25 protein-coding genes are annotated in these 26,666 nt (G+C 62.5%); 13 read left to right on the forward strand and 12 right to left on the reverse strand.

Annotation, left to right across the window (positions count from 1 at the left end; translation table 11 throughout):
• The 5 genes from F3J17_RS35045 to F3J17_RS35065 all read left to right on the forward strand — a co-directional run.
• Positions 1-299, forward strand: a 299-nt coding sequence (locus F3J17_RS35045; RefSeq protein WP_167070284.1) for an SIS domain-containing protein, incomplete at its 5' end; no start/stop codon positions are given.
• A gap of 219 nt (positions 300-518) precedes the next feature.
• Entirely contained in the window at positions 519-1,775 is a 1,257-nt protein-coding gene (locus F3J17_RS35050; protein WP_167070286.1) for a TPM domain-containing protein, read from the forward strand.
• A 40-nt stretch (positions 1,776-1,815) separates the two neighbouring features.
• A complete protein-coding gene (locus tag F3J17_RS35055) occupies positions 1,816-2,439 on the forward strand; it encodes a LemA family protein (protein ID WP_167070288.1) in 624 nt (207 codons plus the stop codon).
• Between the two features lie 145 nt (positions 2,440-2,584).
• A complete protein-coding gene (locus tag F3J17_RS35060) occupies positions 2,585-3,307 on the forward strand; it encodes a Sir2 family NAD-dependent protein deacetylase (RefSeq protein WP_240161270.1) in 723 nt (240 codons plus the stop codon).
• Between the two features lie 81 nt (positions 3,308-3,388).
• Positions 3,389-3,895, forward strand: coding sequence for a CinA family protein (locus F3J17_RS35065; protein WP_167070292.1), 507 nt, complete (start codon positions 3,389-3,391; stop codon positions 3,893-3,895).
• A gap of 371 nt (positions 3,896-4,266) precedes the next feature.
• Here F3J17_RS35065 and lpxO read toward each other — a convergent pair whose 3' ends face one another.
• Positions 4,267-5,169, reverse strand: coding sequence for a lipid A hydroxylase LpxO (gene lpxO, locus F3J17_RS35070; RefSeq protein ID WP_167070294.1), 903 nt, complete (start codon positions 5,167-5,169; stop codon positions 4,267-4,269).
• 194 nt (positions 5,170-5,363) lie between these two features.
• Entirely contained in the window at positions 5,364-6,326 is a 963-nt protein-coding gene (locus tag F3J17_RS35075; protein WP_167070296.1) for a DMT family transporter, read from the reverse strand.
• A gap of 334 nt (positions 6,327-6,660) precedes the next feature.
• Between F3J17_RS35075 and F3J17_RS35080 the strand changes: the two genes are divergently transcribed.
• Positions 6,661-6,882 carry a hypothetical protein gene (locus tag F3J17_RS35080; RefSeq protein ID WP_167070298.1) on the forward strand — a complete coding sequence of 74 codons (222 nt, stop codon included), beginning with the start codon at positions 6,661-6,663 and terminating at the stop codon, positions 6,880-6,882.
• A 127-nt stretch (positions 6,883-7,009) separates the two neighbouring features.
• Here the strand turns inward: F3J17_RS35080 and F3J17_RS35085 are convergent, their stop codons facing one another.
• Both F3J17_RS35085 and F3J17_RS35090 read right to left on the reverse strand, forming a co-directional pair.
• A complete protein-coding gene (locus F3J17_RS35085; RefSeq protein WP_167070300.1) occupies positions 7,010-7,291 on the reverse strand; it encodes a 27 kDa glycoprotein in 282 nt (93 codons plus the stop codon).
• Between the two features lie 87 nt (positions 7,292-7,378).
• The gene (locus tag F3J17_RS35090) at positions 7,379-8,167 is read right to left on the reverse strand and encodes a Mut7-C RNAse domain-containing protein (RefSeq protein ID WP_167070302.1); all 789 of its coding nucleotides are present in this window, start codon (positions 8,165-8,167) and stop codon (positions 7,379-7,381) included.
• Between the two features lie 128 nt (positions 8,168-8,295).
• Here F3J17_RS35090 and F3J17_RS35095 point away from each other — a divergent pair, with 128 nt between their 5' ends.
• Positions 8,296-9,168 (forward strand): NAD(P)-dependent oxidoreductase, encoded by an 873-nt coding sequence (locus F3J17_RS35095; protein WP_167070304.1) that lies wholly within the window; start codon positions 8,296-8,298, stop codon positions 9,166-9,168.
• Positions 9,169-9,274: 106 nt separating this feature from the next.
• Positions 9,275-9,727 (forward strand): response regulator, encoded by a 453-nt coding sequence (locus tag F3J17_RS35100; RefSeq protein ID WP_240161271.1) that lies wholly within the window; start codon positions 9,275-9,277, stop codon positions 9,725-9,727.
• Positions 9,728-10,028: 301 nt separating this feature from the next.
• Here the strand turns inward: F3J17_RS35100 and argC are convergent, their stop codons facing one another.
• From argC to F3J17_RS35115, 3 genes are all read right to left on the reverse strand, one after another.
• Positions 10,029-10,976, reverse strand: coding sequence for an N-acetyl-gamma-glutamyl-phosphate reductase (gene argC, locus F3J17_RS35105; RefSeq protein WP_167070306.1), 948 nt, complete (start codon positions 10,974-10,976; stop codon positions 10,029-10,031).
• Positions 10,977-11,191: 215 nt separating this feature from the next.
• A complete protein-coding gene (locus F3J17_RS35110) occupies positions 11,192-11,773 on the reverse strand; it encodes a flavodoxin family protein (RefSeq protein WP_167070308.1) in 582 nt (193 codons plus the stop codon).
• Positions 11,774-11,958: 185 nt separating this feature from the next.
• Positions 11,959-12,567: a YbhB/YbcL family Raf kinase inhibitor-like protein gene (locus tag F3J17_RS35115; RefSeq protein WP_167070310.1), complete on the reverse strand. Its 609-nt coding sequence runs from the start codon at positions 12,565-12,567 to the stop codon at positions 11,959-11,961.
• A gap of 257 nt (positions 12,568-12,824) precedes the next feature.
• On the opposite strand from F3J17_RS35115, the gene F3J17_RS35120 reads away from it, so the two are divergent.
• A complete protein-coding gene (locus tag F3J17_RS35120; protein WP_167070312.1) occupies positions 12,825-13,526 on the forward strand; it encodes a response regulator in 702 nt (233 codons plus the stop codon).
• A gap of 101 nt (positions 13,527-13,627) precedes the next feature.
• On the opposite strand, the gene F3J17_RS35125 is transcribed toward F3J17_RS35120, so the two are convergent.
• The gene (locus F3J17_RS35125) at positions 13,628-14,314 is read right to left on the reverse strand and encodes an orotate phosphoribosyltransferase (RefSeq protein ID WP_027820532.1); all 687 of its coding nucleotides are present in this window, start codon (positions 14,312-14,314) and stop codon (positions 13,628-13,630) included.
• 370 nt (positions 14,315-14,684) lie between these two features.
• Between F3J17_RS35125 and F3J17_RS35130 the strand changes: the two genes are divergently transcribed.
• Both F3J17_RS35130 and F3J17_RS35135 read left to right on the forward strand, forming a co-directional pair.
• On the forward strand, positions 14,685-15,998 hold the full coding sequence (locus F3J17_RS35130; RefSeq protein WP_167070314.1) for an MFS transporter: 1,314 nt from the start codon (positions 14,685-14,687) through the stop codon (positions 15,996-15,998).
• Positions 15,999-16,530: 532 nt separating this feature from the next.
• A complete protein-coding gene (locus F3J17_RS35135; protein WP_167070316.1) occupies positions 16,531-18,804 on the forward strand; it encodes an NADP-dependent malic enzyme in 2,274 nt (757 codons plus the stop codon).
• 102 nt (positions 18,805-18,906) lie between these two features.
• Here F3J17_RS35135 and F3J17_RS35140 read toward each other — a convergent pair whose 3' ends face one another.
• On the reverse strand, positions 18,907-22,503 hold the full coding sequence (locus tag F3J17_RS35140; protein WP_167070318.1) for an indolepyruvate ferredoxin oxidoreductase family protein: 3,597 nt from the start codon (positions 22,501-22,503) through the stop codon (positions 18,907-18,909).
• A gap of 422 nt (positions 22,504-22,925) precedes the next feature.
• Here F3J17_RS35140 and F3J17_RS35145 point away from each other — a divergent pair, with 422 nt between their 5' ends.
• Positions 22,926-23,108, forward strand: a complete 183-nt coding sequence (locus tag F3J17_RS35145) for a hypothetical protein (protein ID WP_167070282.1) — start codon at positions 22,926-22,928, stop codon at positions 23,106-23,108.
• 173 nt (positions 23,109-23,281) lie between these two features.
• Here F3J17_RS35145 and hppD read toward each other — a convergent pair whose 3' ends face one another.
• Positions 23,282-24,379, reverse strand: coding sequence for a 4-hydroxyphenylpyruvate dioxygenase (gene hppD, locus F3J17_RS35150; RefSeq protein WP_167070320.1), 1,098 nt, complete (start codon positions 24,377-24,379; stop codon positions 23,282-23,284).
• Between the two features lie 155 nt (positions 24,380-24,534).
• On the opposite strand from hppD, the gene F3J17_RS35155 reads away from it, so the two are divergent.
• A complete protein-coding gene (locus tag F3J17_RS35155) occupies positions 24,535-25,035 on the forward strand; it encodes an Lrp/AsnC family transcriptional regulator (protein ID WP_167070322.1) in 501 nt (166 codons plus the stop codon).
• Between the two features lie 82 nt (positions 25,036-25,117).
• On the opposite strand, the gene F3J17_RS35160 is transcribed toward F3J17_RS35155, so the two are convergent.
• Together F3J17_RS35160 and F3J17_RS35165 are read right to left on the reverse strand one after the other, a co-directional pair.
• Positions 25,118-25,783: a GNAT family N-acetyltransferase gene (locus tag F3J17_RS35160; protein ID WP_167070324.1), complete on the reverse strand. Its 666-nt coding sequence runs from the start codon at positions 25,781-25,783 to the stop codon at positions 25,118-25,120.
• A 259-nt stretch (positions 25,784-26,042) separates the two neighbouring features.
• Complete coding sequence (locus F3J17_RS35165) at positions 26,043-26,645, reverse strand: TetR/AcrR family transcriptional regulator (protein ID WP_167070326.1); 603 nt, start codon at positions 26,643-26,645, stop codon at positions 26,043-26,045.
• Positions 26,646-26,666: the final 21 nt, after the last annotated feature.

Genomic DNA, 26,666 nt, shown 5'->3' on the forward strand with positions numbered 1-26,666 from the left:
TGACGGAAGCCATGCCGGTGGTGACGGTTGCGCCGAACGACGCGCTGCTCGAAAAGCTCAAGTCGAACATGCAGGAAGTGCGTGCGCGCGGCGGCCAGCTGTACGTGTTCGCCGACGCCGATACGCATATCACGAGCGAAGAGGGCATCCACGTGATCCGTATGCCGGAGCACTACGGTCTGCTCTCGCCGATCCTGCACGTGGTGCCGCTGCAGATGCTGGCGTACCACACGGCCAGCGCGCGCGGCACTGACGTCGACAAGCCGCGTAACCTCGCGAAATCGGTGACGGTCGAATAAGGTCGGTTGGTCTGCTTGTTGTGCGAAAACGCGAAGCGCCGGATGAAAATCCGGCGCTTTTTTCATTTGCGCGCACGTTTTGGCCGCACTGGAATGCGTTGTGCATACAACATTTTCAGATAAGCGCATTTGATGCAGACTTGCGCCAGTTTGCTTTCCTCTGACGATAGATCGTGATCGTAGGTGTCGTCGGACGGATGATTCTGGGGGAAGTGGTTTATGCACCGAATGGGATGGCTCGCCGCACTGCTGATCTGCGTGACAGCGCACGCGGCCAACGCCGAAAACGACAGTGCGGCATCCGGCACCGCAACGCCAGCCGCTACGGCTGCGGCCGATACGGGCGCCTGCACGCACGCCTTCACCGCGCCGATCGCCGGTACGGTGCTGGATGCCAGCGAACTCGCACAGCCACGCGGCCGCGTGACGGATATGACCGGCGCGCTGTCCGTCGATTGCCAGTCCGATCTTTCGCGACGGCTTGCCGAGCTCGAATTGCAGACCGGCGATCAGCTTGCCGTGCTGATCGTGCCAAGTACCGGCGACGATACGATCGAGCAGTTCGCTACCCAGATTTTCGAGCGATGGAAACTCGGCCAGAAGAAGGTCGATAACGGCATCCTGCTGGTCGCCGCGCTGCATGACCGGCATGTGCGCATTGAAGTGGGCTACGGCCTTGAAGGCACGATTCCCGATGTGCTCGCGGGACGCATCATTCGTGAGCGCATCGTGCCGGCGTTCAAGGACCGCAATTACGAAGCCGGTATCAGCGCGGCTGTGGACGCGCTCACACAGCGCCTGGCCGTGCAGCCCTCGCAGGATCAGCAGGCGCAGACCGCGGACGCGTCATCGACGACGCCCGGGCAACCCGTCGAACCGCTCAAATCCCCCAAACCCGAGCCGCGGCCCCGCTACGACGGACCGCTCTTCTGGATCGGGCTCGGACTTCTCAACGTGGGCGCGGGTGTGTATCTGGCGCGTCGGCGCAAGAGCCGGCGTGCGGCCTGGCCATTCGTGACGAGCTTACTCGCGAACATGGTCGTGATGATCGTCTGGCTGCCCTTCGATACGTTCGGAGACGGCAAGGACGGACTCGCAGGGCTGTTCGGCGCGTGCTTTTTTCTCGGGCCCGCTGCCATGGTTTTCGGGCTCAATCTCTATCGCTCCAGACTGCTGCGCAAATGGACGGCGATCTACGCGGGCATCGTGGCGCTTGGGACCGTGATCGGCTGCCTGATGCATTACGCCTTCGATCAGGCGCTGCTGATCGTGGGCGGATCCGTGCTGGCCCTGATCGGCGCTGCGGCGGCGTTGATCGCAAAGATCAATGGCACGTGGGATTCGTCGCCGTCGTCATCGAAGTCTTCATCGAATGGTTCGCTGCTCGATGCGATCTTTGGCTCGTCGAACAATGACTCGGGCTGGGGCGGCGGCGGTGGATCGAGCGGCGGCGGCGGGGCATCGGACAACTGGTGAGCCCGGGCGGGATTTTTTATATCAACAGGGAAGTGAAAACATGAAGTGGCTTCGCATCGTACTGGCTTGTTTGATGGGGCTGGCGCTCGCATCGCTTTCGGGTTGCGGCTATAACGCGATCCAGTCGTCCGACGAGGACGTGAACGCAGCCTGGTCGGAAGTGCTCAACCAGTATCAGCGCCGCGCGGATCTCGTGCCGAACCTCGCCGCGACGGTGAAGGGCTACGCCGCGCACGAGTCGAGCGTGCTCACGCAGGTGGCCCAGGCGCGCGCGAGCGTCGGCAGCGTGCAGATGACGCCGGAGCTGGCGAAGGATCCCAACGCGCTGGCCGCCTTCGATGCCCGTCAAGGCCAGCTGACGAGCGCGCTGAGCCGCTTGATGGTGGTGTCCGAGAGCTATCCTCAGCTCAAGGCCGACGGCGCCTTCAGGGACCTTCAGGTGCAGCTGGAGGGCACCGAGAACCGCATCGCCGTCGCGCGCGGCCGATATATCCGCACGGTGCAGGACTACAACGTGCAGATCCGGCAGTTTCCGGGCGTGCTGATCGCCAGGGCGTTCGGCTATCAGCCCAGGCCGAATTTCAGCGTTGCCAACGAAGCGGCAATTTCGAAGGCGCCCACGCTCGACTTCTCGGCGCAGAAGGCTGGCGCGGCCGCGCAATAAGGCGGAGCGCTGCCGGTGGCGAACCCTCTGCCGCAAGCCAGAACGCGGCGTCATAATGGCGCGGATCGAATCACGCATCGTGAAGGCGCTATTTATGCAACTAACCGAACAACAAGACGGGCATCCACGGCAGTCTGCAGCGCGGTTGCCCCGCCTCTACGTCTTCTCAGGCGCCGGGCTTTCAGCAGAGAGCGGCGTTTCGACGTTTCGCACCGGCGATGGCATCTGGACGCACACCAGCATCGACGAGGTCTGCAACTACCGCACGTGGCGCCGCAACCGCGCCGCGGTGTTCCGCTTCTACAACCAGCGCATCGCCGAATGTTCGGACGCGAAGCCTAACGATGCGCATCGTCTGCTGGCGCACTGGCAAGACACCTGGGGCACGGAGCGAGTACACCTGATCACGCAGAATATCGACGGCTTGCTGGAGCAGGCGGGCGCGCGTCAGGTGACGCATCTGCACGGCGACATGATTTCGCTGCTTTGCACCGACTGCGAGTACCGCTTTCCGGCCGGCAGCGCGGGCCTCGACGCGAACGCCGCGTGTCCGTCCTGCGGCCAGGTCGAGAGCGTCAAGCCCGGCGTGGTGTTCTTCAACGAGGCCGCGCCCGAGTACGAAACGCTCTGGCGCATCCAGCAGGCCATGAGCGATGACGATATTTTCATCGCCATTGGCACGTCGTTCGAGGTGATCCCGCCAGAGCGTCTGCTGCCGCCGTCGCGTTACGGCCGTCATGCGCGCAACGTACTCGTCGATCCCGCGCCGAGCCGCACGGAGTGCTTTGGCGTAGTCGAGCAGGAACCGGCGACCGTTGGCCTGCGTAAGCTCGAACCGTCGATTGAACGGATGATGAACGGCGCTTAACCCGCGATCCGATGGTGTTTTCGCATCGTCTACATGGCGTGCTGGCTTGATCGCCGCACGCTTTTTTTACGTCCCTAGCCTATGAATATTTCCAGACAGATCGCTGGTTATCTGAAATCGCGCGAGCTGGTGCTCGTGAGCTTCGAAACCTGTACCGCTGGCGCGTTCACGGCCGCGCTCGCGGAGCTGCCGGGCGCGGCCGTGAGTCTCGATATCGGCATCGTCGTGCATACGGCGCGTGCGCTGGCGGCGTGGCCGGATGCCAAAGCCGAGACAGACGCCAACGAATCGATCAACGAAGCGCGCGCGCGAGCGGTTGCTGAAGCGTTGCTCAAGCAGCGGGCAGGTCAGGCGAATGTCGCGTTGGCGAGTCTAGGATGGCTCGCGCCGGGAGACGCAAGTAGTAGCACGCCCGTCGCGCATTGCTTCGCGTGGGCGTGCAGGGATCGCGGCGAGGTGGTGTCGGCGAGCGAAACCGTACTTTTTTCGGGACGTCGTGCCGAGGTCAGACGCTCGATAGCACGACGTGCTTTGCTTGGGCTGCCACGTTTCGTCGATTCTGTCTTCGCGCGTGAGCGCGCTGGATAAGCAAGGCAGCAGCAGGGCGCGTGCGTTATCCCATTGGGTTTACAAGTATTTATATGTAAACGTAATAGTAGTTAACAAGCACAGCCCTTTCCTGTGGATAACACGGTATTTCTCATTGGTATCAATCCGATGCGCTCGGGACAGCCGTGCGGACAATTCCTGTAAGCAAATTGGGCTTCGAGGATAACTTTTTGCTGTTTACCGCAAAGCCACGACTTATCAAGAACTGATCCACAGTTCATCCGTGAGGTATTCCCCAGCTTATTCAGAGCTTGCCGTGGATAACTCGCCTACCCTCGCAGAAGCGGCCAGGCAAAAAAAAGCGCCGCCCGCAGGCGACGCCATTTCATGATCCCGCGGTGTTGACGGGCTCAACGCCAGAAGATCGCCAGCGCAATCCCGCCGAACAGCGCCCACTTCACGATGTAGTAGACCGTGCGGTTCCACGCCTTCAGCCGCTTGCCCGCAAGGCGCACGGAATAAACGTAGCGGAACGCGCGATTGAGGCCACCGGTGCGGTCGCCGGTTTCGTTGGGCGAGGCCGCGGCGCGCATCAGGAAATCACCCACCGCGCTCATGATCGATTGCGCCCAGCGATATTTCATCGGCCGTTCGATATCGCAGAACAGGATGATGCGGTCCTGCTGCGTCCCGTTCGCCGCATGATGCAGATACGTTTCGTCGAACACGACGTCCTTGCCGTCGCGCCACGAATACGGAATCTCGTCGACGACGATTGCGCAACGATCGTCATTCGGCGTCATCAGCCCAAGGTGGTAGCGCAGCGAACCGGCGAAGGGATCGCGATGCGGATTGAGCGAACCGTTGGCCGGCAACATCGCGAACATCGCCGCTTTCACCGACGGAATGCGCTGGAGAATCTCAATCGTGCGCGGACAAAGCGTCGCCGCCGACGGATGCGGATTGTCGTACCACTTCAGATAAAAGCGTTTCCAGCCGGTGCGGAAAAACGAATTAAAGCCAATGTCGTTATACGATTCCGAAGCCTGAATGCGGCTGGCTTCCTGAAGGGCGAGCGCTTCCTCGCGAAAGGTCTGCCATTCCGATTTAAGCACTGCGAGTTCGGGAAAATGTTTTGTCTCGATGAAGGGCGTATTCGGCACTTTCGAGAAGAAATAAGCGAAGCAGTTCAGCGGCGCCATAAAGGTCGAATGATCGCCGAGTTGCCGGAAGAAGCTGCCGTGGCGCGCCTTGCCGCGCCAGTGCGTATAGACGGCGCACAGCAGAAAGAGAATCAGGACGACCCAACGCATTACTTACTCGTAAAAAACATTGCCTGACGAAATTTTACGAGTAGTTACGAAATTCTGTCGTTAAGCCCGCAATCCCATGACAGAAGCGTCATGGGATTATTACATCCAGCGTAAATGGCTTTTGTTGAAGCCGGCGTTTAGCGTTTTCTCAATCGCGTCTATATGCGATCAATAGCCGATTTAAACAAACAAAATCAGGCGGATTCGACGGATTGTTTTGCGGTAATGGTCCGTGCGTCGGTTTGCGTATCGTCGCGATTGCGCGCGGCGGGAAGCAACTGGCAGGCGAGCAGGCCGGCGAGCATCAATGCGCAACCCGTGAGCGCACGTGTAGAAAGCGTCTCGCCCAGCGCGGCCCAACCGGCGATGGCCGCGAACACGCCTTCCATGCTGAAAATGACGGCGGCATGGGCGGGTGCGGCGTCACGCTGCGCGACCACCTGGATCGTATAGCCGACGCCCACGGACATTGCACCGCCGTAAATGATGGCGGGCGCGGCGCGTGTGATGTCAGCGAGGCGCAGCGGTTCAAAGCCGATGGCGACGGCCAGGCAAGCCGCCCCGCAGGCGATGAACTGCACGATCGACAGCGCGAGCGGATCGTGGCGCGGCGCGTAATGGCCCACGAGCATCACCTGGATCGAAATCACGATTGCGCAGCCGAGCTGATACCAGTCGCCGTACATGATCGAGAAATGCTCGTTGATGCTCAGCAGATAGAGGCCGGCGGCGGCCAGCGCCGCGCCAATCCACGTGCCCGCGCCGGTGCGATGGCGCAGCAGCACGCCGAGCATCGGCACGATGACCACGTAAAGCGAGCTGATAAAGCCGGCATTGGCGATCTTCGTGTAGCGCAAGCCAATCTGCTGAAGCGAGATCGCCACCGAGAGCACGAGGCCAAGCACCACGCCGTCGCGGATCAGGGCCGCGTTGAAGCCGTTTGCAGCGGGTTTCTGCGCGCCGCGCGAACCGCGTCGCGTCGCCAATACGAAGGCCGTCACGATGCCCGCGCCCAGCAGGAAACGCAGGCCGGTGAAGAGGAACGGGCCGATGGCGTCGAGGCTCAGCCGCTGGGCGACGAAGGCGGAGCCCCAGATCATGGCGGCCGCGAGCATCAGCAGGTTGGCGCGCAAATGTTGGCGGGAAGTCGGGTTCAAGGGAATGGTGACCGGGTAAGCGAGAAAATCGGGGTAATGCAGGATTGCATAGCGGGATTGCGCGGCGGGACTGCGCGCCGACGGGTCATCCCGTGGGCATAAAAGCGGAATCAGCGGGGCGAACAACCGTGCGGAATCCCGATCGTATCCGAATTGAAAGCCGGTTGTCTCCCAGAAAATACACCCATCCGAATGCGGATGACAAAGCGCTGACGCTGCGTAATACTGCTTCGCGCGAAACGGCTGCCCAGATCGGCCAGCGGACCGTTTCGACACTTCTCGCTATTCAATTCACAACGTGCCGGTCATATTTGTCAGGTTTGGGGAACAACAGATGAACAAGATTCTCGCCTCGCTTATCGCAGCATCCGTCGCACTGATTTCGGTTCAGGCTCTGGCTCAAGACGCATCGGGCGCAGCCGCTACGGCTCCGGCAGCCAGCGCACCGGCCAAGGCCAAGAAGTCGCACAAGAAGCTCAAGCACCACGGCAAGCGTGCGGCGGTTTCGGACGCCGCTTCGGCAGCCGGCACGAGCGACAAGGGCACGCAGAACTAAAGCGTCCCGGCGATCCGGTCCGATTACCCATATCGGCCGGCGCAAAGAAAAAAGCCAGCGTGAATCTCTTCACGCTGGCTTTTTTCTTTTTCAACCGCGCGATTTCGCGCACGGCTCAAACGTCCGCTTACGCGTCCTTCGCGAGACCCGCTTGCAGCAGCTCGGTCAGCAGGCCGGTCATGCCTTCCGGGTGCTGTTCCGCGCGCGTCTTGAGTTGCGCGATGAGATCGGCGTTGAGCTTGCACGCGAACGGCACGAGGCCGGCAGCCTGATCGAGCTTGCGCTGCTCGCGGCGGTCCAGCGCCGCAGGCGCCGAATCTTTGCCGAAACGCTCAGGGCCGGCTTTGTGGGTCGATTGCATCAGCTTCAGGGCCTTGTTTTTCTCAAGGTCGAACTTTTTCATGGCCATGGATTCGGCTCCGGTATTTGTCAGTGTGTTGGGCAGTGGCGCGCATTGTACGCAAACGCCCGCGCGCGTCCATTGCGTTGAATGGGGTCAGGGTGATGCATCGCTGCTTTGCTCCGGCTGCGTGCCTTGCGTCATGACGGGACCCGCCACGTCGTCGATCAGCGCGCGCATGCGCCGCCAGTGCGAGCCTTCCCAGAACACGCGCGTGCAAACGTCGCAGGTGACAAAGCGCATGTGACGCTCAAAGACGCCTTCGGGCACGCGCGTGCGCACTTCGGCGCGCTCAATGCGCCGCAGCGGAGCGTTGCAGCTCAGGCAAAGCCGGAACGGCCGCACGCTTGCGGCCATATCCAGCCGTTCGAACAGCTCGTCGAGCTGGGCGCGCGGCTTGAGTGCGCGCACATAGCAGCCGTGCGTGATGGTGCGGCGCTTGAGCAGTTCGCGGTCGCGCGTGGGCACGATGCGATGCTCGGCGGCGGCGAGCGCCTCGATGGCTTCGTCGGCGTAATGGTTGTCGTAGAGCGTGTCGAAGCCCGCGAGTCGCAGCAATTGCGCGAGACCGCCCAGATGCGCATCGGCGATAAAGCGCAGTTCGCGCAGCGGACCGGCGCGCACGCGCAGCAGGGGACGGATGTCGAGCGATTCGAACTTCGGATACACGGCGACCCGGTCGCCATCCGCGAGCGGATGCTCGAAGCCCACCGATTCACCGTTGACGAGGATCAGCTCCACTTCGGTGTGCGGCACGCCCAGCGCTTCGATCATATGCTTGGCGCTTGCGTTGGCCGCGCACGGGCAACTGAACGCGCGCCGGCGCAGCGGCCGGGCGAGAAAATCGTTCAGCTCCTCGTAGAAGCGGAAAGTGGCGGTAACCATCCATCCAGTATCGCGCATCGCGCGGGATGCAACACGTCGCGTCGCATCGCATCGCATCGAAGACAGGCATCACTGCAGAGCTTGCCGCGCTGTGCTTTACTCCCGGGTCTAACTCTCTGGAGCATGAGATGGATATCGGTTTTATCGGCCTCGGTGAAATGGGCGGCGCAATGGTCGCCAATCTGCTGAAGGCGGGGCATACCGTGCGCGTCTGGAACCGCACGCCGGAAAAAGCGCAGGCGCTCGTCGCCGCAGGTGCGCGCGTGGTCGCCACGCCCGCCGAGGCCTTCACCGGCGACGCCGTGCTCTCCATGCTCGCTGACGACACGGCGCTGCGCACGGTGATCGACGCCGCGTTGCTCGAACACGCGCCGCGCGGCCTCGTGCACGTGAACATGGCGACGATTTCGGTCGCGCTGGCTGAAACGCTCGCGCGCGAGCACGCCGAACGCGGCCTGCACTACGTTGCCGCGCCGGTGCTCGGACGGCCCGATGTGGCGGCTGCGGCGAAGCTCACGATCATCGCGGCAGGGGCCGCCGAAGCGATCGACCGCGTGCAGCCGCTCCTCGACGCGATCGGCCAGAAGACCTGGCGTATCGGTGCGCTGCCGCAGCAGGCCAATGTGATGAAGCTCGCGGCGAACTTCATGCTGGCTTCCGCGGTGGAGACGCTCGGCGAGGCGTCCGCGCTGCTCGGCGGTCATGGCGTGGCGATGCGCGATTTCCTCGACGTGATCACGAGCGGGATCTTCCCGGGCCCGGTATATGCGGGCTACGGCGGCATGATCGCGGAAGATCGCTACGAGCCCGCGCTCTTCAAGGCGCGGCTGGGTTTGAAGGATGTACGCCTCGCGCTGGCCGCCGCCGAAGCGGTGTCGACGCCGTTGCCCGTCGGCAGTGTGGTGCGCGACAGCCTGATCGAAGCGCTCGCGCACGGCGACGGCGAGCGCGATTTTGCGGTGCTCGGCAAGGTGGCGGCGCGGCGCGCGGGCCGCGGTTAAGCCCAACGCAGCGTCATCCATACGGTACAGGGGCGCGAACGCGGGACTTATGGGCTCGCGCTCCGGTCAAAATCTTCATACGACCGCGCGTTGACGCACGCAGGGCTTGAGCGTCGGCGCGGAAAATCGAGATGCCGTGCCGCGTATCGCGTGCACGGCGTCAATCGCAATTGAGCTGGAAGGGAGACGGCGGATGGAGACGCGCATCCTGATCGCCGATGACGACGAGAAATCGCTGGCCGGACTCAGCAATCTGCTGGCCGATCTGCAATACGCGACCGCCATTGCGGCGAGCCTCGACGATGCGGTGCAAGCCGCGACGCGATTTGTGCCCGACGTACTGATCGTAGGCCTTTCGCTCGCCCCCAACGACGATTTCGGCGCGCTGGCGCAACGCCTGCGTGCAGCCTGCGGCGCCCGCACGCCGCTGTTGATTGCCTTGGGCGGCTGGGGCGAATCCCAGCACCGTGACGCGGCGCTGGCCGCGGGTTTCGACGTTCACCTCGTGCGTCCTGTGGGGCTCGATCAGCTGACTTTCATTCTCTCGATGGTGGCGTGAAAGCCATCGGGGTAATCCTGATCGCAAATGTGTTGCTTTTAAGCAACATAAAGGGTGGATACTACTTTACATGTTGCGACGCACCAAGTAGTTCGCTATACTCCGTTCTGTCTCCTCCATGTCTCCTCTGATATGGATTCAGCCCGCCTACCATTGGCGGGCTTTTTTTCGTCTGTACATTCCGCACGATCCGCACGTTTGGCGCATCCCTGCGCAAGCGGCGTAGACAATAAAAAACCCGGCGCCGTGAAGCACCGGGTTTTTCGTATTCGCGAACGGCGGGGATGGATCCCGCCCGCTTTTAAGCCTTCAGGCCGGTGTCTTCCGCTGCGCCAATCGCCAGATTCATACACTGGACCGCCGCACCCGATGCGCCCTTGCCCAGGTTGTCCAGGCGCGCCACCGTGACGAACTGCTCTTCGTTGCCGAAGACGAACAGGTCGACGCGGTTCGTGTCGTTGTTGGCCTGCACGTCGAACGCGTTGTTATCGAGGTTGGCCTCGGCGTTGAACGGCATCACGCGCACGAACTTCTCGCCCGCGTAGTATTCGGCGAACAGCGCCACCACGTCTTCCGGCTTCGCGCTGCGCGCGAGTTGCGACGGCGTGTAGTAGGTCGTGACCGCGAGACCCTTCAGGAACGGGCCGACGATCGGCGTGAACACGGGCGCGTTCTGGAGCTTGCCATGGAAGGCCATTTCCGGCAGATGCTTGTGCTTGAGGCCGAGCGCGTAGGGGCGCGGGCTCATCAGCTTCGCGTTGCCGCCGGCTTCGTACTCCGCGATCATCGACTTGCCGCCGCCGCTATAGCCGGTCAGCGAGTAGCTGTGCGCCGCGAAATCGGGCGCGACGAGGCCGGCTTCGACCAGCGGACGCATGGCCAGGATGAAAGCCGACGCGTGGCAGCCCGGCACGGCGATGCGCTTCGAAGTGCGCACTTTCTCGCGCTGCGCTTTGGTCAGCTCAGGCAGGCCGTAGGCCCAGTCGGCATGGGTGCGGAACGCCGTGCTGGCGTCGATCAGCACCGTGCGGTCATTTTCGACCAGCGTAGCGGACTCGCGCGAAGCGACGTCCGGCAGGCACAGGAAAGTGACGTCCGACGCATTGATGAGACTACGGCGTTCTTCGACGTCCTTGCGCTTCGCCTCGTCGATCCGCAGGATCTCGACGTCGGCGCGCTGCGACAGGTATTCGAAAATCTTCAGGCCGGTCGTGCCTTCCTGTCCGTCGACAAAAACTTTCGTGCTCATCTCGCTTCCTCTGAAACGCGGGGATTGCGGGCGCCGCCCGCCGCACAGTTCAGGTTGTGCGGCGATCACCGATACGGCGCGGGAACGGTATTTTAAGACCGTATGCCGTCCAGCGTGCGGCGCGTGCGGGAAAAAAATCAGGCGTTACCCGTACGGATAAGACCTGACGCCTGCAGACCGGTATGAGGGCGCGAAGACGCTGGCGCCCGGCAAAGTCAGGCCGATGCCTTGCCTCCGGCCAGCCAGCGCGCCGTCACCTCGGCGACACGCGCGCCGAAGGCCCTGGCGGTTTCCAGATCGCCGGGCGGCGGCGCTTCTTCGGGCGAGGCGTCGGCGGGCGACTGGGCGAGCAGGCCCGTGTAGCCGCCCACATAGTTCAGATCGTTGCGCGTGGCGGCCTTCGTGTTCGAGGGCATCAGGCCGGTGCCGGTCCAGATCATGCTGTGCTGCATCGACAGCGTGACGAAATACTGGATCGTCGAGAACTTGTCGCCGTTCATGGTCGCCGAATTCGTGAAACCGGCGGCGATCTTGTCTCGCCACTTCTGCGTGAACCAGGCCTTCGAACTGGCGTCGGCGAACTTCTTGAAGTCGGCCGACGGGCCGCCCATGTAGGTCGGCGCGCCGAAGACGATGGCGTCGGCGGCGTCGAGTTCGGCCCAGCCGGCGTCGTCGATATCGGCGACGGCCAGCAGCGTGGCCTGGGCGCCTGCGTTCTGCACGCCGGCGAATACGGCTTCGGCAAGTTTCTTCGTGTGGCCGTAGCCACTGTGATACGCGATGACGATTCGGGACATGGAGCGCTCCAGCGAAAGGTTGGAAGGTCCGGCAAGGATCGGTGTTCGGCGGCGCGCGTGCGACGACGTGACATCGACGTCACATGGTAGCCGCTGTCATCCGCACTTTTTCTGACAGTGGCCGACGCGCGCCGCTCGCGATCGCTCGATTGCAAACGTGTCGGATCGAGCGGCGTCAGCGTCCGTCAGCGACCATAAGTCACGGTGAGTTTCGCACTGCCGAGCGTCGCGTCTTCGATTTCGTGCTCGAACATCGTTGCGGGCCGACCGGTGACGAGCGCGAGTTTGTCGACCTTGAGCGCATACACCGTGACGATATAGCGATGCGGCTTTCCGGGCGGCGGGCACGGACCGCCGTAGCCGTCGCCGCCGAAGTCGTTGCGCGCCTCGATTGCGCCAAGCTTGCCGAGTGCGCCTGACGCGCTGGCGTTTTCCGGCAGGGTCTTCACGCTTGCGGGGAGATTGGCGACGGCCCAGTGCCACCAGCCGCGGCTCGATGCATCGGGATCGAAGAGGGTCACGGCATAGCTGCGCGTACCGGCAGGCGCATTGTGCCAGGTCAATTGCGGAGAGCGGTTGCCGCCTGTGCAGCTATCCTGATTGAATACCTGTGCCGCGGCGACCTGGCCGCCGTCGAGAAAGTTCGTGCTGCTGACGACAAAGCCGTCCTGCGCATGGCACGGTGTGAACGTCGTAAAAAACAGAAGCGTTGCGACGAGGCCTGCGCGTGCTCTGACAGTGGAACGTCGGCCCGCATGCGCTGTACGATACAGCTTGATATCGGCAAACAGCATCAGCTAGTTCTCCTGCATGTTTGTTAATTTATCAGGACACATTTCTGACGGCTCTGAATGAATTGTGTCCCAGATCGAATATCGTTCAATATATCGGTATAAAGAGCTGAGGTTCTGGGCCAGTCACGACGGTCTGCGCAAGGAAAATCGGCTATAGTCGCGAGCTTTCCTCAGTATGCGGAAACGGGGTTCCGGGGACACACGGGGCAATTGAAGTCATCAATAACGACGAGCAGGACTGTCTCCACGGAGGGGTAATGCAGCAGCAGCCAATCAGGGTCGTAGTCGCGGACGATCATCCGGTGATCTTGTTCGGCGCAGAGCATGCGCTCCTGAAGTTTCCGGGCATTCAGGTGGTTGCGCGCGCTCGTCAGTCCACCGAACTGATCAAGGCGCTGCAGACGATGTCGTGCGATGTGCTCGTGACCGACCTCGCCATGCCGGGTGGTCAGTACGGCGATGGATTGCCGTTGATCGGTTATTTGCGGCGCAATTTTCCTGACGTTCCTATCGTCGTCCTGACGATGCTTGAAAACGCCGCGCTGCTCAAGCGCCTGGGCGAGCTGGGTGTGATCGCCGTCGTGCACAAGTCCGACGATCTCAGTCACATCGGTCTTGCGGCGCAGCACGTCAGCCGCAATCTCGAATATATGAGTCCGCAGGTCAAGGTGGCGCTGGAATCGCTGCGGATCAACAGCGGCGGCAAGCACGACGAAGTGATCCTGTCGAAGCGCGAACTCGAAGTGGTTCGCCTGTTCGTATCGGGAATGACGATCAAGGAAATTTCCGAGAAGCTCAACCGCAGCATCAAGACCATCAGCACGCAGAAGAACACGGCCATGCGCAAGCTCGGCCTCGACCGCGATTCGGAATTGTTCCAGTACGCGCAGAGCAACGGGTTGCTCAATCTCTCGTCGCATGCGCCCGATGAAGGGCTGGGAAGCGAAGTGACGCCCTGAATTGACCGAGCGTAAAAACACAAAAGGCCATCCGCCGATAAAGCGGATGGCCTTTTTGTTTGCGACGTTGAGCAGCGTTTCAGCCGCTCAACGATGCGAACTTACTGCGGTGCCGACGTCGCGCCGCCGTGCGCTGCCGACCATTCAGCCGGTGCGTGCAGGAACTTCTCGACTTCGTCGAGCGTCTTCGTTTCGAAGTAGCCCGATTCCTTGGCGACGCGCAGCACGTCCCACCACGTGGCGAGCGCGTGCAGGTCGACGTCGATGTCCTTCAGGACCGAGACGCTTTCCTTGAAGATGTTGTAGTGGAACAGCACGAAGCAGTGGTTCACCTGCGCGCCTGCGGTACGCAGCGCGTTGATGAAGTTGATCTTGCTGCGGCTGTCCGTGGTCAGGTCTTCGACGAGCAGGACGCGCTGGCCTTCGGTGAGCAGACCTTCGATCTGCGCGTTGCGGCCGAAACCCTTCGGCTTCTTGCGCACGTACTGCATCGGCACCATCAGGCGGTCCGACAGCCATGCCGCGAACGGGATGCCTGCGGTTTCGCCGCCGGCGACCGCGTCGATCTGCTCATAGCCGACGTCGCGCAGGATCGTTGCTTCGGCCATTTCCATCAGGCCACGGCGCACGCGCGGATACGAGATCAGCTTGCGGCAGTCGATGTAGACCGGGCTCGCCCAGCCGGAAGTGAAGATGAAGGGCTTTTCCGCGTTGAAGTGCACGGCTTGCACTTCGAGCAGCATTTTCGCGGTTGCGTCCGAGATCGTCTGGCGATCGTTGCCTGTCATGGGCGAATCCTTGGATGTGAGTGCTCTGGAGGGTGGGCGCTGGGCCCGGTGGCGCTGGCACGGCGAGTCCGGATGGGGGTGCATCGGAACCCGCGGTGCGCGGTCTGGAGGGCGTCGATCGTCTGAGGTTGAGTTTCAGGCGACCCGCTCGGTCCGGACGGCTTCTCTTGCGCGCGTAGGCCGGTATTTTACCCGACTTGACGGTTGCCGACGAGTCGCGCTGACAGTGCAGCGCTGTAAGCATTGCACCGCTTTGTAGGGTTCGATCCGAGTGGCGGCAGGTGGTGCTCGCCGGTTGTGGCGGATTTATCGCACCAGTAAACTCTCGCCGGTTTTCGTCGGGCTAGCGCCCAGCACAGGATCTATCGCCATGTCACCCGCTTCCCCTTCCTCACCGCCGCCCGATGACGCCCCCGCCGATACCGCTTTCGCGCCCGCCGCGATCGCGCATACGGATGGCGATTCAGACGCCGCGCCGCGCGGCCACGCCGTACGCGCGCTGATCGCTTCGGTGCTGGGCTATGCGATGGACGGCTTCGATCTGTTGATGCTCGGCTTCATGCTGCCCGCCATCGGCGCGGATCTGCATTTGAGCGGCGCGCAGTCCGGAGCGCTCGTCACCTGGACGCTGGTGGGGGCCGTGGTGGGCGGCATCGTGTTCGGCCTGCTGTCCGATCGCTTTGGCCGCGTGCGCGTGCTGACCTGGACGATCCTGCTGTTCGCGGTCTTTACGGGCATGTGCGCGCTCGCACGCGGCTACACCGACCTGCTGATCTACCGCACGATCGCGGGCATTGGCCTGGGCGGCGAATTTGGCATTGGCATGGCGCTGGTCGCCGAGGCGTGGCCCGCGCGGCTGCGCGCGCGGGCGTCTTCGTACGTCGGGCTGGGCTGGCAGGCGGGCGTGCTCGCGGCCGCGCTGCTTACGCCGTTGCTGCTGCCCGTGATCGGCTGGCGCGGCATGTTCGCGGTTGGCCTGCTGCCCGCCGTGGCGTCGTTTTTCGTGCGCCGTCAGGTAGAGGAGCCCGAACTGTTCGTCGCGCATCGCGAGCGTGCGGCGCAGGCCGCGCCGCACGACAAGCCGCGCGCGCTGCGCCTGCTGGTTGCCGACGCCCGCACGGCGCGCGCCAGTCTGGGCGTGGCCGTGCTGTGTTCGGTGCAGAATTTCGGCTACTACGGGCTGATGATCTGGCTGCCCGCGTATCTGTCGAAATCCTTTGGCTATTCGCTGACGAAATCTGGGCTCTGGACCGCTGCGACTGTCGCGGGCATGGCGTTCGGCATCTGGCTGTTTGGCGTGGCCGCCGATCGTTTCGGCCGCCGCCCTGCATTTCTGGCCTATCAGGCGGGCGCGGTGGTGATGGTGTTCGTCTACGCGCATCTGAGCACGCCGTTCGCGCTGCTGATCGGCGGCGCGGCCATGGGCGTGTTCGTCAACGGCATGATCGGTGGTTATGGCGCGCTGATCTCCGAGCTGTATCCGACCGCCGCGCGCGCCACGGCGCAGAACGTCCTGTTCAACATCGGGCGCGCCGTGGGCGGCTTCGGGCCGCTCGCGGTCGGGGCGATGGCCGCGAAGTATTCGTTCACGGCGGCGCTTGGCATGCTGGCCGCGATCTACGTGCTCGATATCCTCGCCACGCTGTTCCTGATTCCCGAGCGGCGCGGCGCAGCGCTCGAATAAGCGCCACTCACGTAGCAAGTTTTCGATGTGACGGTGCGGCGCAACGCCGCACCAGCGGTCCAGCCGGATCGCATCGACTGCCTCGATCACGCAACAAAGGCGACACGACGACGCCACAATCGCGTGAATGGCCTTCGGCGCGGCCCGATTTGCGGCGCGCCGCCCGTGTCGCGAACCGCACGCAACATCACACGTCGATTCGATAAAAGCGCCGTACGCCGTGCATGTGTCGCGTATGCACCGCACTGGCGCAGCGAGACCGCATCGCACGCGCCCCGACATTCGCGCCGGAAGGCATCCAGCACAAATCTCCGGTATCAGTCTTTGACCCAAGTCGCCCCGAACATCGTGAGGTGTACACTAATTGCCCCGCTTTTTTGCTGGCGCCGTTTCGCCCGTGAACTACCTGGTGATTACGTTCGTGCTGCCGTTGCGCACGAACGTTCATCGAAATACGCAAATCGGCGGGAACAAGAACACTAGTCGAACATAAACATTCCTCTCTCGTCTCTCACGTCTGGCAGGCCCGAAAATGGATGAACAACTGAAGCAAAGCGCGCTCGCTTATCACCAGAATCCGAAGCCCGGCAAGATCTCGGTCACGCCGACCAAACCGCTTTCGAACCAGCTCGATCTTTCGCTCGCGTATTCGCCGGGCGTCGCCGCTGCGTGCGAAGCGATCCACGCCGATCCGCTCGACGCGCAGAAGTACACCTCGCGCGGCAACCTCGTCGGCGTCGTGACCAACGGCACGGCCGTGCTGGGCCTGGGCAATATCGGCCCGCTCGCGGCCAAGCCGGTGATGGAAGGCAAGGGCTGCCTGTTCAAGAAGTTCGCGGGCATCGACGTGTTCGACATCGAACTCGCAGAAAGCGACCCGGACAAGCTGGTCGAAGCCATCGCCATGCTCGAGCCGACGCTCGGCGGCATCAACCTTGAAGACATCAAGGCGCCCGAGTGCTTCTACATCGAGCAGAAGCTGCGCGAGCGCATGAAGATTCCCGTCTTCCACGACGACCAGCACGGCACGGCGATCATCGCGTCGGCAGCGATCCTTAACGGCCTGAAGGTCGTGGGCAAGGATCTGGGCAGCATCAAGCTGGTGTGCTCGGGTGCGGGCGCGGCGGCGATTGCCTGTCTGGATCTGCTGGTGAAGCTCGGCGCGAAGAAGGAAAACATCCTCGTCACGGATTCGAAGGGCGTGATCTATGAAGGTCGCGGCAACCTCGATCCGTCGAAGCAGCGCTACGCGGCGCACACCGAAGCGCGCACGCTGGCCGACGCCATCAAGGGCGCGGACGTGTTCCTCGGCTGCTCCAGCGCGGGCGTCCTGAAGGCCGAAATGGTCGTCGAAATGGGCACCACGCCGCTGATCCTGGCGTTGGCGAACCCGGAACCGGAAATCCGCCCGGAAGAAGCCAAGCGCGTGCGTCCGGACGCGATCATCGCCACCGGCCGTTCGGACTATCCGAACCAGGTGAATAACGTGCTGTGCTTCCCGTTCATCTTCCGCGGCGCGCTGGATGTGGGCGCGACCACCATCACGGAAGAAATGAAGCTCGCGTGCGTGCGCGCGATTGCGGAACTCGCCGAAGAAACCGATCAGGGCGACGAAGTGGCGAAGGCCTATGAAGGCCACACGCTCGAATTCGGCCCGGAATACCTGATTCCGAAGCCGTTCGATCCGCGTCTGATCATCAAGATCGCGCCGGCGGTGGCGCAGGCCGCGATGGATTCGGGTGTGGCGACGCGTCCGATCAAGGACATGGATGCGTACCGGGAAGAGCTCGGCGCAACCGTGTACCGCACGGGCATGGTGATGCGTCCGGTGTTCGCGGCAGCGAAGGCCAACAACGCGCGCATCGTGTTCGCGGAAGGCGAAGACGAGCGCGTGCTGCGTGCCGCGCAATTCGTGCTGACGGAAAAGATTGCTCGTCCGATCATCGTCGGCCGTCCGTCGGTGGTGGAAATGCGTCTGAAGAAGATGGGCTCGAAGCTGCGCGCGGGCACCGACTTCGAAATCGTCGATCCGGAAGACGATCCGCGCTTCCAGAAGAGCTGGCAGGCGTATCACGAACTGGGCGCGCGCCAGGGCATCACGCCGGAAGTGGCGAAGGCCTCGATGCGCAAGTTCAACACGCTGATCGGCGCGATCCTCGTGCATCTGGGCGACGCCGACGGCATGGTCTGCGGTCTGCTCAACAGCTTCGACTATCACCTGAAGTTTATCGAGCAGGTCTTCGGCAAGGCGAAGGAAGCCGAAAACTACGCGGCGATGAACCTTCTGATGCTGCCGGGCCGCAACCTGTTCATCAGCGATACCTACGTGAACGAAGTGCCGAGCGCCGAACAGCTCGCCGACATGACGATTCTCGCCGCGCGCGAAATCGAAAAATTCGGCATCACGCCGAAGGTCGCGCTGCTGTCGTCGTCGAACTTTGGCAGCGTGCGTTCGTCCACGTCGCAGCGCATGCAGGCTGCGCGCCAGCTGCTCGCAGAACGCGCGCCGGAACTGGAAGTCGATGGCGAAATGCACGGCGATGCTGCGCTCTCCGAAATGATCCGCAAGCAGTCGTTCCCGGGCACCACGCTCGCGGGCGAAGCCAACCTGCTGATCATGCCGAACGTGGAAGCCGCGAACATCACGTACAACCTGCTGAAGATGATCGGCGGCGAAGGCGTGACGGTCGGTCCGTTCCTGCTGGGCGCGTCGAAGCCGGTGCACATCCTCACGCCGGCCGCGACGGTGCGACGCATCATCAACATGACGGCGGTGGCTTCGGCTAACGCCAACGTGGCGAAGTAAGTGACGAAGTAAGCGTCGACGCGGTTTTAGAGCCGCAGACGTAGAAAGGGCGCTTCGTTCGATGAACGAAGCGCCCTTTGTTTTTACAACATCAGGAAAGCCTCAAGCCGCGTGCCGCGCCGCGCCGTTTTCCGGCGAGCGCCACTTCGCGAGCAGCGTCGCCCACTTCGCGCGCGTGGCCTTGAGGTTGTTTTCCTTCACATGGCCGTAGCCGCGGATCGCATCGGGCAGATTCGCCAGATCGAGCGCCAGCGGCAAATTCGCCTCGCTCAAGCCGCCGATCACCTCGCGCATCAGCGTTTCATACTCGCCGATCAGCGCGCGTTCGTGGCGGCGTTCCTCGGTGCGGCCAAACGGATCGAGCGCGGTGCCGCGCAGGAACTTGAGCTTCGCGAGCACGCGCATGGCAGTGAGCATGCGCGGGCCGTACTGCTTCTTCTGCAGATGCCCCTTGTCGTCGTGCTTGGCGAACGAAGGCGGCGCGAGATGGAAGTTGATCTTCCAGTCGCCTTCGAAGCTCGCCTTGATCTTCTCGACGAAAGCCGGATCGGCATACAGACGCGCGACTTCGTACTCGTCCTTGTAGGCCATCAGCTTGTGCAGATTCTTCGCCACGGCTTCGGTGAGCTGCTGCTGGGCGTCGGCGTGATCGAGCTTCGCTTCGGCGCGGCGCACTTCGTCGATAAAGGTGCGATAACGCTGCGCGTAGGCCTCGTTCTGATAATCGGCCAGATATTGCGCACGCTTGTCGATCAACGCGTCGAGCGCCTTGGGCGAATGCAGCGAAACGATCTTCGCGCCCGCGGCGTTTTGATCGGCGACGGGCTTCTTCACGAGCGCGTCCACGGCGGCGCGATCATGCGCGACGCGGCGGCCCCATTCGAACGCGGCCAGGTTCTTTTCCACCTGCACGGCGTTCAGCTCGATCGCACGAGTGAGCGATTCGTGCGTGAGCGGCAGCCAGCCTTTTTGCCACGCGTAACCGAGCACAAAGGGGTTCGTGTAGATCGCGTCGCCCAGCAGCGCGAGCGCGTAGCGGTTGGCATCGACGGTCGCGACGTTGTCGACGCCAGCTGCTGCGCGCACATCGGCTTCGGTGTTGGAGCCCGGGAATTGCCACTGCGGGTTCTTGATGAACTCGGCCGTGGGCGTCGCCGCGCTGTTGAGCACCACATGTGTCTGGCCGACCTGCATGCGCGACACGCAGTCGTCGCCCGCCGTCACAATGGCGTCGCAGCCGATCACGAGGCTCGCCTCGCCCATCGCGATACGCGTGGCGTGGATGTCCTCGGGGCGCTTGGCGATCTGCACGTGGCTCATCACCGCGCCGCCTTTCTGCGCGAGACCCGTCACGTCGAGCACGGTCACGCCCTTGGACTCAAGGTGCGCGGCCATGCCGAGCAGCGCGCCGATCGTCACCACGCCCGTGCCGCCCACGCCCGTCACCAGCACGCCGTAGGGGCGGCCGATGGCGGGGACGTCGGGCGTCGGCACCGGCGGCATCGATTCAGTGGCGACGCGGTCCGACTTCGGCTTGCGCAACTGGCCGCCTTCGACGGTCACGAAACTCGGGCAGAAGCCCTTCACGCACGAATAGTCCTTGTTGCAGGTGGACTGGTTGATCTGGCGCTTCGTGCCGAATTCGGTGTCGAGCGGCTCGACGCTCAGGCAGTTCGATTGCACCGAGCAATCGCCGCAGCCTTCGCATACCGATTCGTTGATGACGACGCGCTTGGCCGGATCCGGATAGGTGCCGCGTTTGCGGCGACGACGCTTTTCCGTGGCGCAGGTCTGGTCGTAGATCAGAATCGTCGTGCCTTCGATCTCACGCAGTTCGCGCTGCATCGCATCGAGTTGATCGCGATGGTGGATCGTCACGCCCGGTGCGAGCTTCGAAGCCGCTTCGCCTTCGTACTTCTCAGGATCGTCAGTGACGATCACGATCTTCTTCGCGCCTTCGGACGCCAGTTGATGCGTGATCTGCGGCACGGTCAGCACGCCGTCGACCGGCTGGCCACCCGTCATCGCCACCGCGTCGTTGTAGAGGATCTTGTAGGTGATGTTCGCCTTCGAGGCGATGGCCGCGCGGATCGCCAGCAGACCCGAGTGGAAGTAGGTGCCGTCGCCCAGATTCGCAAATACGTGCTTGTCGTTCGTGAAGGGCGCCTGACCGACCCACGCCACGCCTTCGCCGCCCATCTGGCTGAAGGTGCTGGTGCTGCGGTCCATCCACACGGTCATGTAGTGGCAGCCGATGCCGGCCATCGCGCGCGAGCCTTCCGGCACGTTGGTCGACGTGTTGTGCGGGCAGCCCGAGCAGAACCACGGCTTGCGCTCCACCTGCACGCGCGGCTTGGCGAGCGCGCGTTCCTTCGCTTCGATCACGGCGACGCGGGCGCCAATGCGCGCGCGCACGTCGGACGGCAGATCGAGCTTGTCCAGACGCGTGGCGATGGCCTTGGCGATGATCGCGGGCGAGAGTTCGTAATGCGCGGGCAGCAGCCAGTTGCCCATCGGCACCGACCATTCGCCGCCTGCGCCGTCTTTCTCGTCGAACTTGCCGTACACGCGCGGGCGCTGCGCATCGGGCCAGTTGTACAGCTCTTCCTTGATCGCGTATTCGAGGATCTGGCGTTTTTCTTCGACCACCAGAATCTCTTCCAGACCGCGCGCGAAAGCCTGTGCGCCTTGCGCTTCGAGCGGCCACACGCAGCCAACCTTATAAAGACGAATGCCGATGCGAGAGCAGGTTTCGTCGTCGAGACCCAGATCGGTGAGCGCCTGGCGCACGTCCAGATAGGCTTTGCCGCCCGTCATGATGCCGAAGCGCGCATGCGGCGAATCGATCTCGATGCGGTCGAGCTTGTTGGCGCGCACGTAGGCGAGGCCCGCGTACCACTTGTAGTCGAGCAGACGCGCTTCCTGCACCAGCGGCGGATCGGGCCAGCGGATGTTCAGGCCGCCGTCGGGCATCATGAAATCTTCGGGCAGCACGATGCGCGTGCGATACGGATCGATTTCGACCGATGCCGACGATTCCACCACGTCGGTCACGCACTTCATCGCCACCCATAGGCCGGAGTAGCGGCTCATCGCCCAGCCGTGCAGGCCGAAGTCGAGATATTCCTGCACGTTCGAAGGGAACAGCACCGGCAGGCCGCAGGCCTTGAAGATGTGTTCCGACTGGTGCGCGAGGGTGGAGGATTTCGCCGCGTGGTCGTCGCCCGCGAGCACCAGTACGCCGCCATGACGCGCCGAACCGGCGGAGTTGCCGTGCTTGAACACGTCGCCGCAACGGTCGACGCCGGGGCCTTTGCCGTACCACATCGAAAACACGCCATCGTGTTTCGCCGACGGATACAGGTTCACCTGCTGCGAGCCCCACACGGCGGTCGCGGCGAGGTCTTCATTGACGCCGGGCTGAAAAACGATTTGATGGGCGGCGAGATGCTGCTTCGCTTTCCAGAGCGACTGATCGAGACCGCCCAGAGGCGAGCCGCGATAGCCTGAGATGAACCCCGCGGTATTGAGACCGGCGGCCTTGTCGCGTTCCTGTTGCAACATCGGCAGGCGAACCAGCGCCTGGATGCCGCTCATATACGCGCGACCGCGTTCGAGGGTGTATTTATCGTCGAGCGTGACGGAAGCGAGTGCGGCTTCAAGCGAAGCGCGCTGACCTGCGTCGAGCGGGGCATTCATTATTTGTCTTCCTCCATCCAACCAATCCGATCAATCCGTTGTGGGATCGCCAGAACTTTCGGAGGCCGCAGCATCTTGTGAATGCGTTGGCCGGGCTCGCCATATTGGCGTCTTTTTTTCGATAGTAGCACTCGGACAAACCCGCCGCTCTGCATCATAAAAGCGGCCAAATCTGACGCTTTGCAGCATTTTTCCTGACTGTGGGGCCGTACCACACGAAAGCCTCGTAGGGCCCTTGTAACAAAGGATGTATCTGAATAAGGTCTGACGTAACAACGTGTAAATGTTGCACTATCAGGGAACCGGTCTTGAATATCCTGTCTAACTCCCTCACTTGAGCGAACTGCGTCGCGCCAACCTTTTTTGGGGCGCTATCGCGGTTTGCTCAGTGAGAGGCAAGTCTGAAAAAAGGAGTACACAAGATGAACAATCGACATATCCAGACCTTCCTGACGGTATCGGCTGCGTTCTTCGCCATGAGCGCGCCCCTGCATGCAAACGCCCGCACCCAGAGCGCGGCGAATGCATCGACGTCGTGCGCGCAGTACACGCTGTGCGCGAAGGCTGATTCGAACCCGCTGCCGGCCCCGAAGGCCGAGCGTTAAGCCGTTCGATCCAGGATCACGACGATGTTGCGCTGATCCGCGCGGCATCCCATTCACCTGAATCCGCTGCCGTAGGTGTGCGGCGCCGGATTCAAAAACTAAAAAGGGCGAAGATCGCGTGATCTTCGCCCTTTTTGCATTGATCGCCGGGTTATCTCCGGCTTGTCTTCGGCTTAGGCCTTGTCCTGCACCACGCCGCGGCGGATCTGGTCAAGTTCGATCGATTCGAACAGCGCCTTGAAGTTGCCTTCGCCGAAGCCCTGATTGCCCTTGCGCTGGATGATCTCGAAGAAGATCGGGCCGATCTGGTTCTCCGTGAAGATCTGCAGCAGCAGGTCTTCCGGCAGTCCGTCGATCAGGATCTTGCGCTTCTTCAGTTCGTCCAGCGGTTCAGTGTGACCCGGGATGCGGCGGTTCACCAGTTCGTAGTACGTGTCGATGGTATCGAGCAGCGCGATCTGCGAGGCGCGCAGGCCGTCGACTGTGCCGTAAATGTCGTTGGTGCCCAGCGCGATGTGCTGGATGCCTTCGCCGTGATAGGCGTCCAGATACTCCTGGATCTGGCCCGCCGTCTCGCCGCCTTCCTCGTTGATCGGAATGCGGATCTTGCCGCACGGCGAGGTCATCGCCTTCGACTTCACGCCCGTCACCTTGCCTTCGATGTCGAAGTAGCGGATCTCGCGGAAGTTGAAGAGGCGTTCGTAGAACTCCGCCCATTCGTTCATGCGGCCGCGGTGGACGTTGTGCGTCAGGTGGTCGATGTAGGTCAGACCGTGGCCGACCGGGTTCTGCTCCGCGCCCTCGATCGGCACGAAGTCGACGTCATAGATGCTGATGTCGCCGATGCTGCCCGGCTGTGCGCCATTCTTGCCGCGCCAGCGGTCGACGAAATAGATCAGCGAATCGCCGATGCCCTTGATGGCCGGAATGTTCAGCTCCATTGGGCCGGTCTTGTTGTCGAAGCCCCAGGCGCCCAGATCGAGCGCGTGCTTGTAGGCCTTGGCGGCGTCCTCGACGCGGAACGCGATCGCGCAGATCGACGGGCCGTGCAGGCGCGCGAAGCGTTGGGCGAACGAGTCCGGCTCGCCGTTGACGATGAAGTTGATGTCGCCCTGACGGTAGAGCGTCACGTCTTTATGGCGATGGCGCGCGACGGCGGTGAAGCCCATGCGCTCGAACAGCTTGCCAAGCGCCTTGGGATCCGGCGCGGTGTATTCGATGAATTCGAAGCCGTCGGTGCCGACGGGATTTTCCCAGGTGGGGACCTGCATGGTTGTCTCCTGACTGATCCTGATGAGCGCTTCAGATGGGCGATTTCGTGCGACAAAGTGTAGCTGCGCGACCTAGGCGAAAACTTGCGAACTTAATCGCTCGTGCGCCAATTTGAGCTATAAAATGCCTTCATCAAATCAACCGGCGGCAGAAAATGGCGAGCATCGAACTGGACGCAATCGATCGAAAAATTCTGGCGATTCTTCAGGAAAATGGCCGGCTCTCGAATCAGGAAATTGCCGATCGCGTGAATCTCTCGCCCAGCCCGTGCTTGCGGCGTATCCGCAGGCTGGAGGAGAGTGGGGTGATCCGCACCTATGTCGCGTTGCTGGACGCGCAAATGCTCGGCCTGGATCTGTTGGCTTACGTGAACGTGCGGCTGGAAAAGCGCGGGCCGACGGCGTCGGGGCGCGAGGGCGTGACGCACGCGGAGCTGTTCCGCGCAGCGGTGCAGACCTGGCCGGAAGTGGTGGCCTGTCACGCCATGACGGGCGATATGGATTTCCTGCTGCGCGTGCAGGTGGAGGATATGGCGCATTTCTCGCGCTTCGTGCAGGACCAGTTGCTGCACCATCCGTCGGTGATCGATGTGCGTTCGAGCTTTTCGCTGCAGACCTTCAAGGAAACGACGGCGCTGCCGATCCCGCAGAACTAGGTGGTGTAGCGATCGCAGACGTAAAAAAAGCGGCCGAAGCCGCTTTTTCAATCTTGCTCATTCAACCCAGGCCGGGCAGAAGTCATGCTGCGATAGCCTGCGGCAGCATCGTTTCGATCAGCTTCGAGGTCTGGCGCGCCTGGCGCTTGAGCGCATAGTCGAACACCGCAGCCTGCTCCTGGAGCATTTCCGCAATGATGCTGCTCTGATCGGCCGGTTCGAGCGAGAGATACGCATCGGCTTCGCCGTAGGCGTACTCGATCTTCATGCCGGCCTTGCGGGCGATATGCATCATCGTCGAGTTGCGCGACAGGCAGTGGATGTACAGCGTGGTCACGTGCGTGTTGCGGCTGCGGATGGCGGCGCGCTCGAACAGCTTCGAGCCGATGCCCTGACCGCGCGCGCTTTCCAGCACCGAGACGCCAAACTCAGCCGTGCGGCCATTGCCGTCCGCCGGCAGATAGGCCAGATGGCCTGCGCCCACGAGCTGCAGCTGATGGTCGAACACGCCGAACACGGTGTCGCGCGTGAAGTCGAGCGAGCGCACATAGTTTTCGATCACGTGGTCGGGCGCGGCCTGGCCGAAACGCAGCAGGCGGTCTTCGCTGTCGAGCGTGAGAAAGTGCGCGAGCAGGCGTTCGCGGTCGGCGGAAGTGAGTACGCGCACCATGACCGGCGAATGTCCGGACGCGAGCGGGCGAGCGGATGCGATGATCGGCTCGTTGGCTTGGGTCGAAATGTTGGTCATGGCGGGTCCTCCCTGAGATACGAAAGGCGGCGCACATGGTGCGCCGCAAAACGCATTCTAGCGGAAACCCTGGGGTCGATCTAGGGAAAACCCGGATTACGGATTTGAGTGTTGCGCCTAATTAATAAATTGAGACGCGTAACATATTGATTTTTATAGTGTATTCGTGGCGAATAGCTTGACGCGTCAATTGTTGTGACTACACATCATGTTGCGGCGCATCAATCTGGCCCGAATTGATCGATCGTTCGAATCGCGCTCAGGCGTTCTGCAGACCGTGATCCATGACCTCGATCACCTGCTCGGCGAAGTCGCGGTAGCCCATGCGGCCGCCTGGTTTGAGCCAGGTGAAGGTCCAGTTGATCATGCCGAACAGCATCATGGTCAGCGAAGTCTGGTTTTCCGCCGTCACGCGGCCCGGATACGCGCGTGCGAGCTGGCGGGTGAATGCGGCCACCACATCGCGCTGGCGGTTGAGAATGATCTCGCGCTGTGCGTCCACGAGGTATTTCACGTCGTTGAGCAGGGCCACATGGCGGCTGTGCGAGGTTTCGTACTCGGCGAGGAACGCGCGGATCAGTTCGGCGAAGCAATCGCGTTCGTCGAGACCGCGGCGCTGGCTGGCGCCTTCCACCTCGGCGATGATCAGCATCAGCCGCTTGGTGTAGCGGTCGAGCAGATCGAACAGGATCGCTTCCTTGCTCTCGTAGTAGTGATACAGGCGCGCCTTCGAGGTGCCGCTCGCCGCCGCGAGATCGGACATCGACGTGCTCGGGTAGCTCGTTTGCGCGAATTTGGCTGCGGCGAGTTCGAGGATCTGGTCGCGCTGGGTTTCGTGGTCGGGCGCTCGGGTGCGTGCCATGTTTTATCAGCGGGGTTCGGC

The sequence above is a fragment of the Burkholderia sp. Ax-1719 genome, from assembly GCF_011753055.1.
GTDB lineage: Bacteria > Pseudomonadota > Gammaproteobacteria > Burkholderiales > Burkholderiaceae > Paraburkholderia.

What these genes read in the sequence shown, in the direction of transcription:
- F3J17_RS35050 (WP_167070286.1), top strand. Translation starts at nt 519, where the DNA reads ATGCACCGAATGGGATGGCTCGCCGCACTGCTGATCTGCGTGACAGCG.
- F3J17_RS35055 (WP_167070288.1), top strand. Translation starts at nt 1,816, where the DNA reads ATGAAGTGGCTTCGCATCGTACTGGCTTGTTTGATGGGGCTGGCGCTC.
- F3J17_RS35065 (WP_167070292.1), top strand. Translation starts at nt 3,389, where the DNA reads ATGAATATTTCCAGACAGATCGCTGGTTATCTGAAATCGCGCGAGCTG.
- lpxO (WP_167070294.1), bottom strand. Translation starts at nt 5,169, where the DNA reads ATGCGTTGGGTCGTCCTGATTCTCTTTCTGCTGTGCGCCGTCTATACG.
- F3J17_RS35080 (WP_167070298.1), top strand. Translation starts at nt 6,661, where the DNA reads ATGAACAAGATTCTCGCCTCGCTTATCGCAGCATCCGTCGCACTGATT.
- F3J17_RS35085 (WP_167070300.1), bottom strand. Translation starts at nt 7,291, where the DNA reads ATGGCCATGAAAAAGTTCGACCTTGAGAAAAACAAGGCCCTGAAGCTG.
- F3J17_RS35090 (WP_167070302.1), bottom strand. Translation starts at nt 8,167, where the DNA reads ATGGTTACCGCCACTTTCCGCTTCTACGAGGAGCTGAACGATTTTCTC.
- F3J17_RS35095 (WP_167070304.1), top strand. Translation starts at nt 8,296, where the DNA reads ATGGATATCGGTTTTATCGGCCTCGGTGAAATGGGCGGCGCAATGGTC.
- argC (WP_167070306.1), bottom strand. Translation starts at nt 10,976, where the DNA reads ATGAGCACGAAAGTTTTTGTCGACGGACAGGAAGGCACGACCGGCCTG.
- F3J17_RS35110 (WP_167070308.1), bottom strand. Translation starts at nt 11,773, where the DNA reads ATGTCCCGAATCGTCATCGCGTATCACAGTGGCTACGGCCACACGAAG.
- F3J17_RS35115 (WP_167070310.1), bottom strand. Translation starts at nt 12,567, where the DNA reads ATGCTGTTTGCCGATATCAAGCTGTATCGTACAGCGCATGCGGGCCGA.
- F3J17_RS35120 (WP_167070312.1), top strand. Translation starts at nt 12,825, where the DNA reads ATGCAGCAGCAGCCAATCAGGGTCGTAGTCGCGGACGATCATCCGGTG.
- F3J17_RS35125 (WP_027820532.1), bottom strand. Translation starts at nt 14,314, where the DNA reads ATGACAGGCAACGATCGCCAGACGATCTCGGACGCAACCGCGAAAATG.
- F3J17_RS35130 (WP_167070314.1), top strand. Translation starts at nt 14,685, where the DNA reads ATGTCACCCGCTTCCCCTTCCTCACCGCCGCCCGATGACGCCCCCGCC.
- F3J17_RS35135 (WP_167070316.1), top strand. Translation starts at nt 16,531, where the DNA reads ATGGATGAACAACTGAAGCAAAGCGCGCTCGCTTATCACCAGAATCCG.
- F3J17_RS35140 (WP_167070318.1), bottom strand. Translation starts at nt 22,503, where the DNA reads ATGAATGCCCCGCTCGACGCAGGTCAGCGCGCTTCGCTTGAAGCCGCA.
- F3J17_RS35145 (WP_167070282.1), top strand. Translation starts at nt 22,926, where the DNA reads ATGAACAATCGACATATCCAGACCTTCCTGACGGTATCGGCTGCGTTC.
- hppD (WP_167070320.1), bottom strand. Translation starts at nt 24,379, where the DNA reads ATGCAGGTCCCCACCTGGGAAAATCCCGTCGGCACCGACGGCTTCGAA.
- F3J17_RS35155 (WP_167070322.1), top strand. Translation starts at nt 24,535, where the DNA reads ATGGCGAGCATCGAACTGGACGCAATCGATCGAAAAATTCTGGCGATT.
- F3J17_RS35160 (WP_167070324.1), bottom strand. Translation starts at nt 25,783, where the DNA reads ATGACCAACATTTCGACCCAAGCCAACGAGCCGATCATCGCATCCGCT.
- F3J17_RS35165 (WP_167070326.1), bottom strand. Translation starts at nt 26,645, where the DNA reads ATGGCACGCACCCGAGCGCCCGACCACGAAACCCAGCGCGACCAGATC.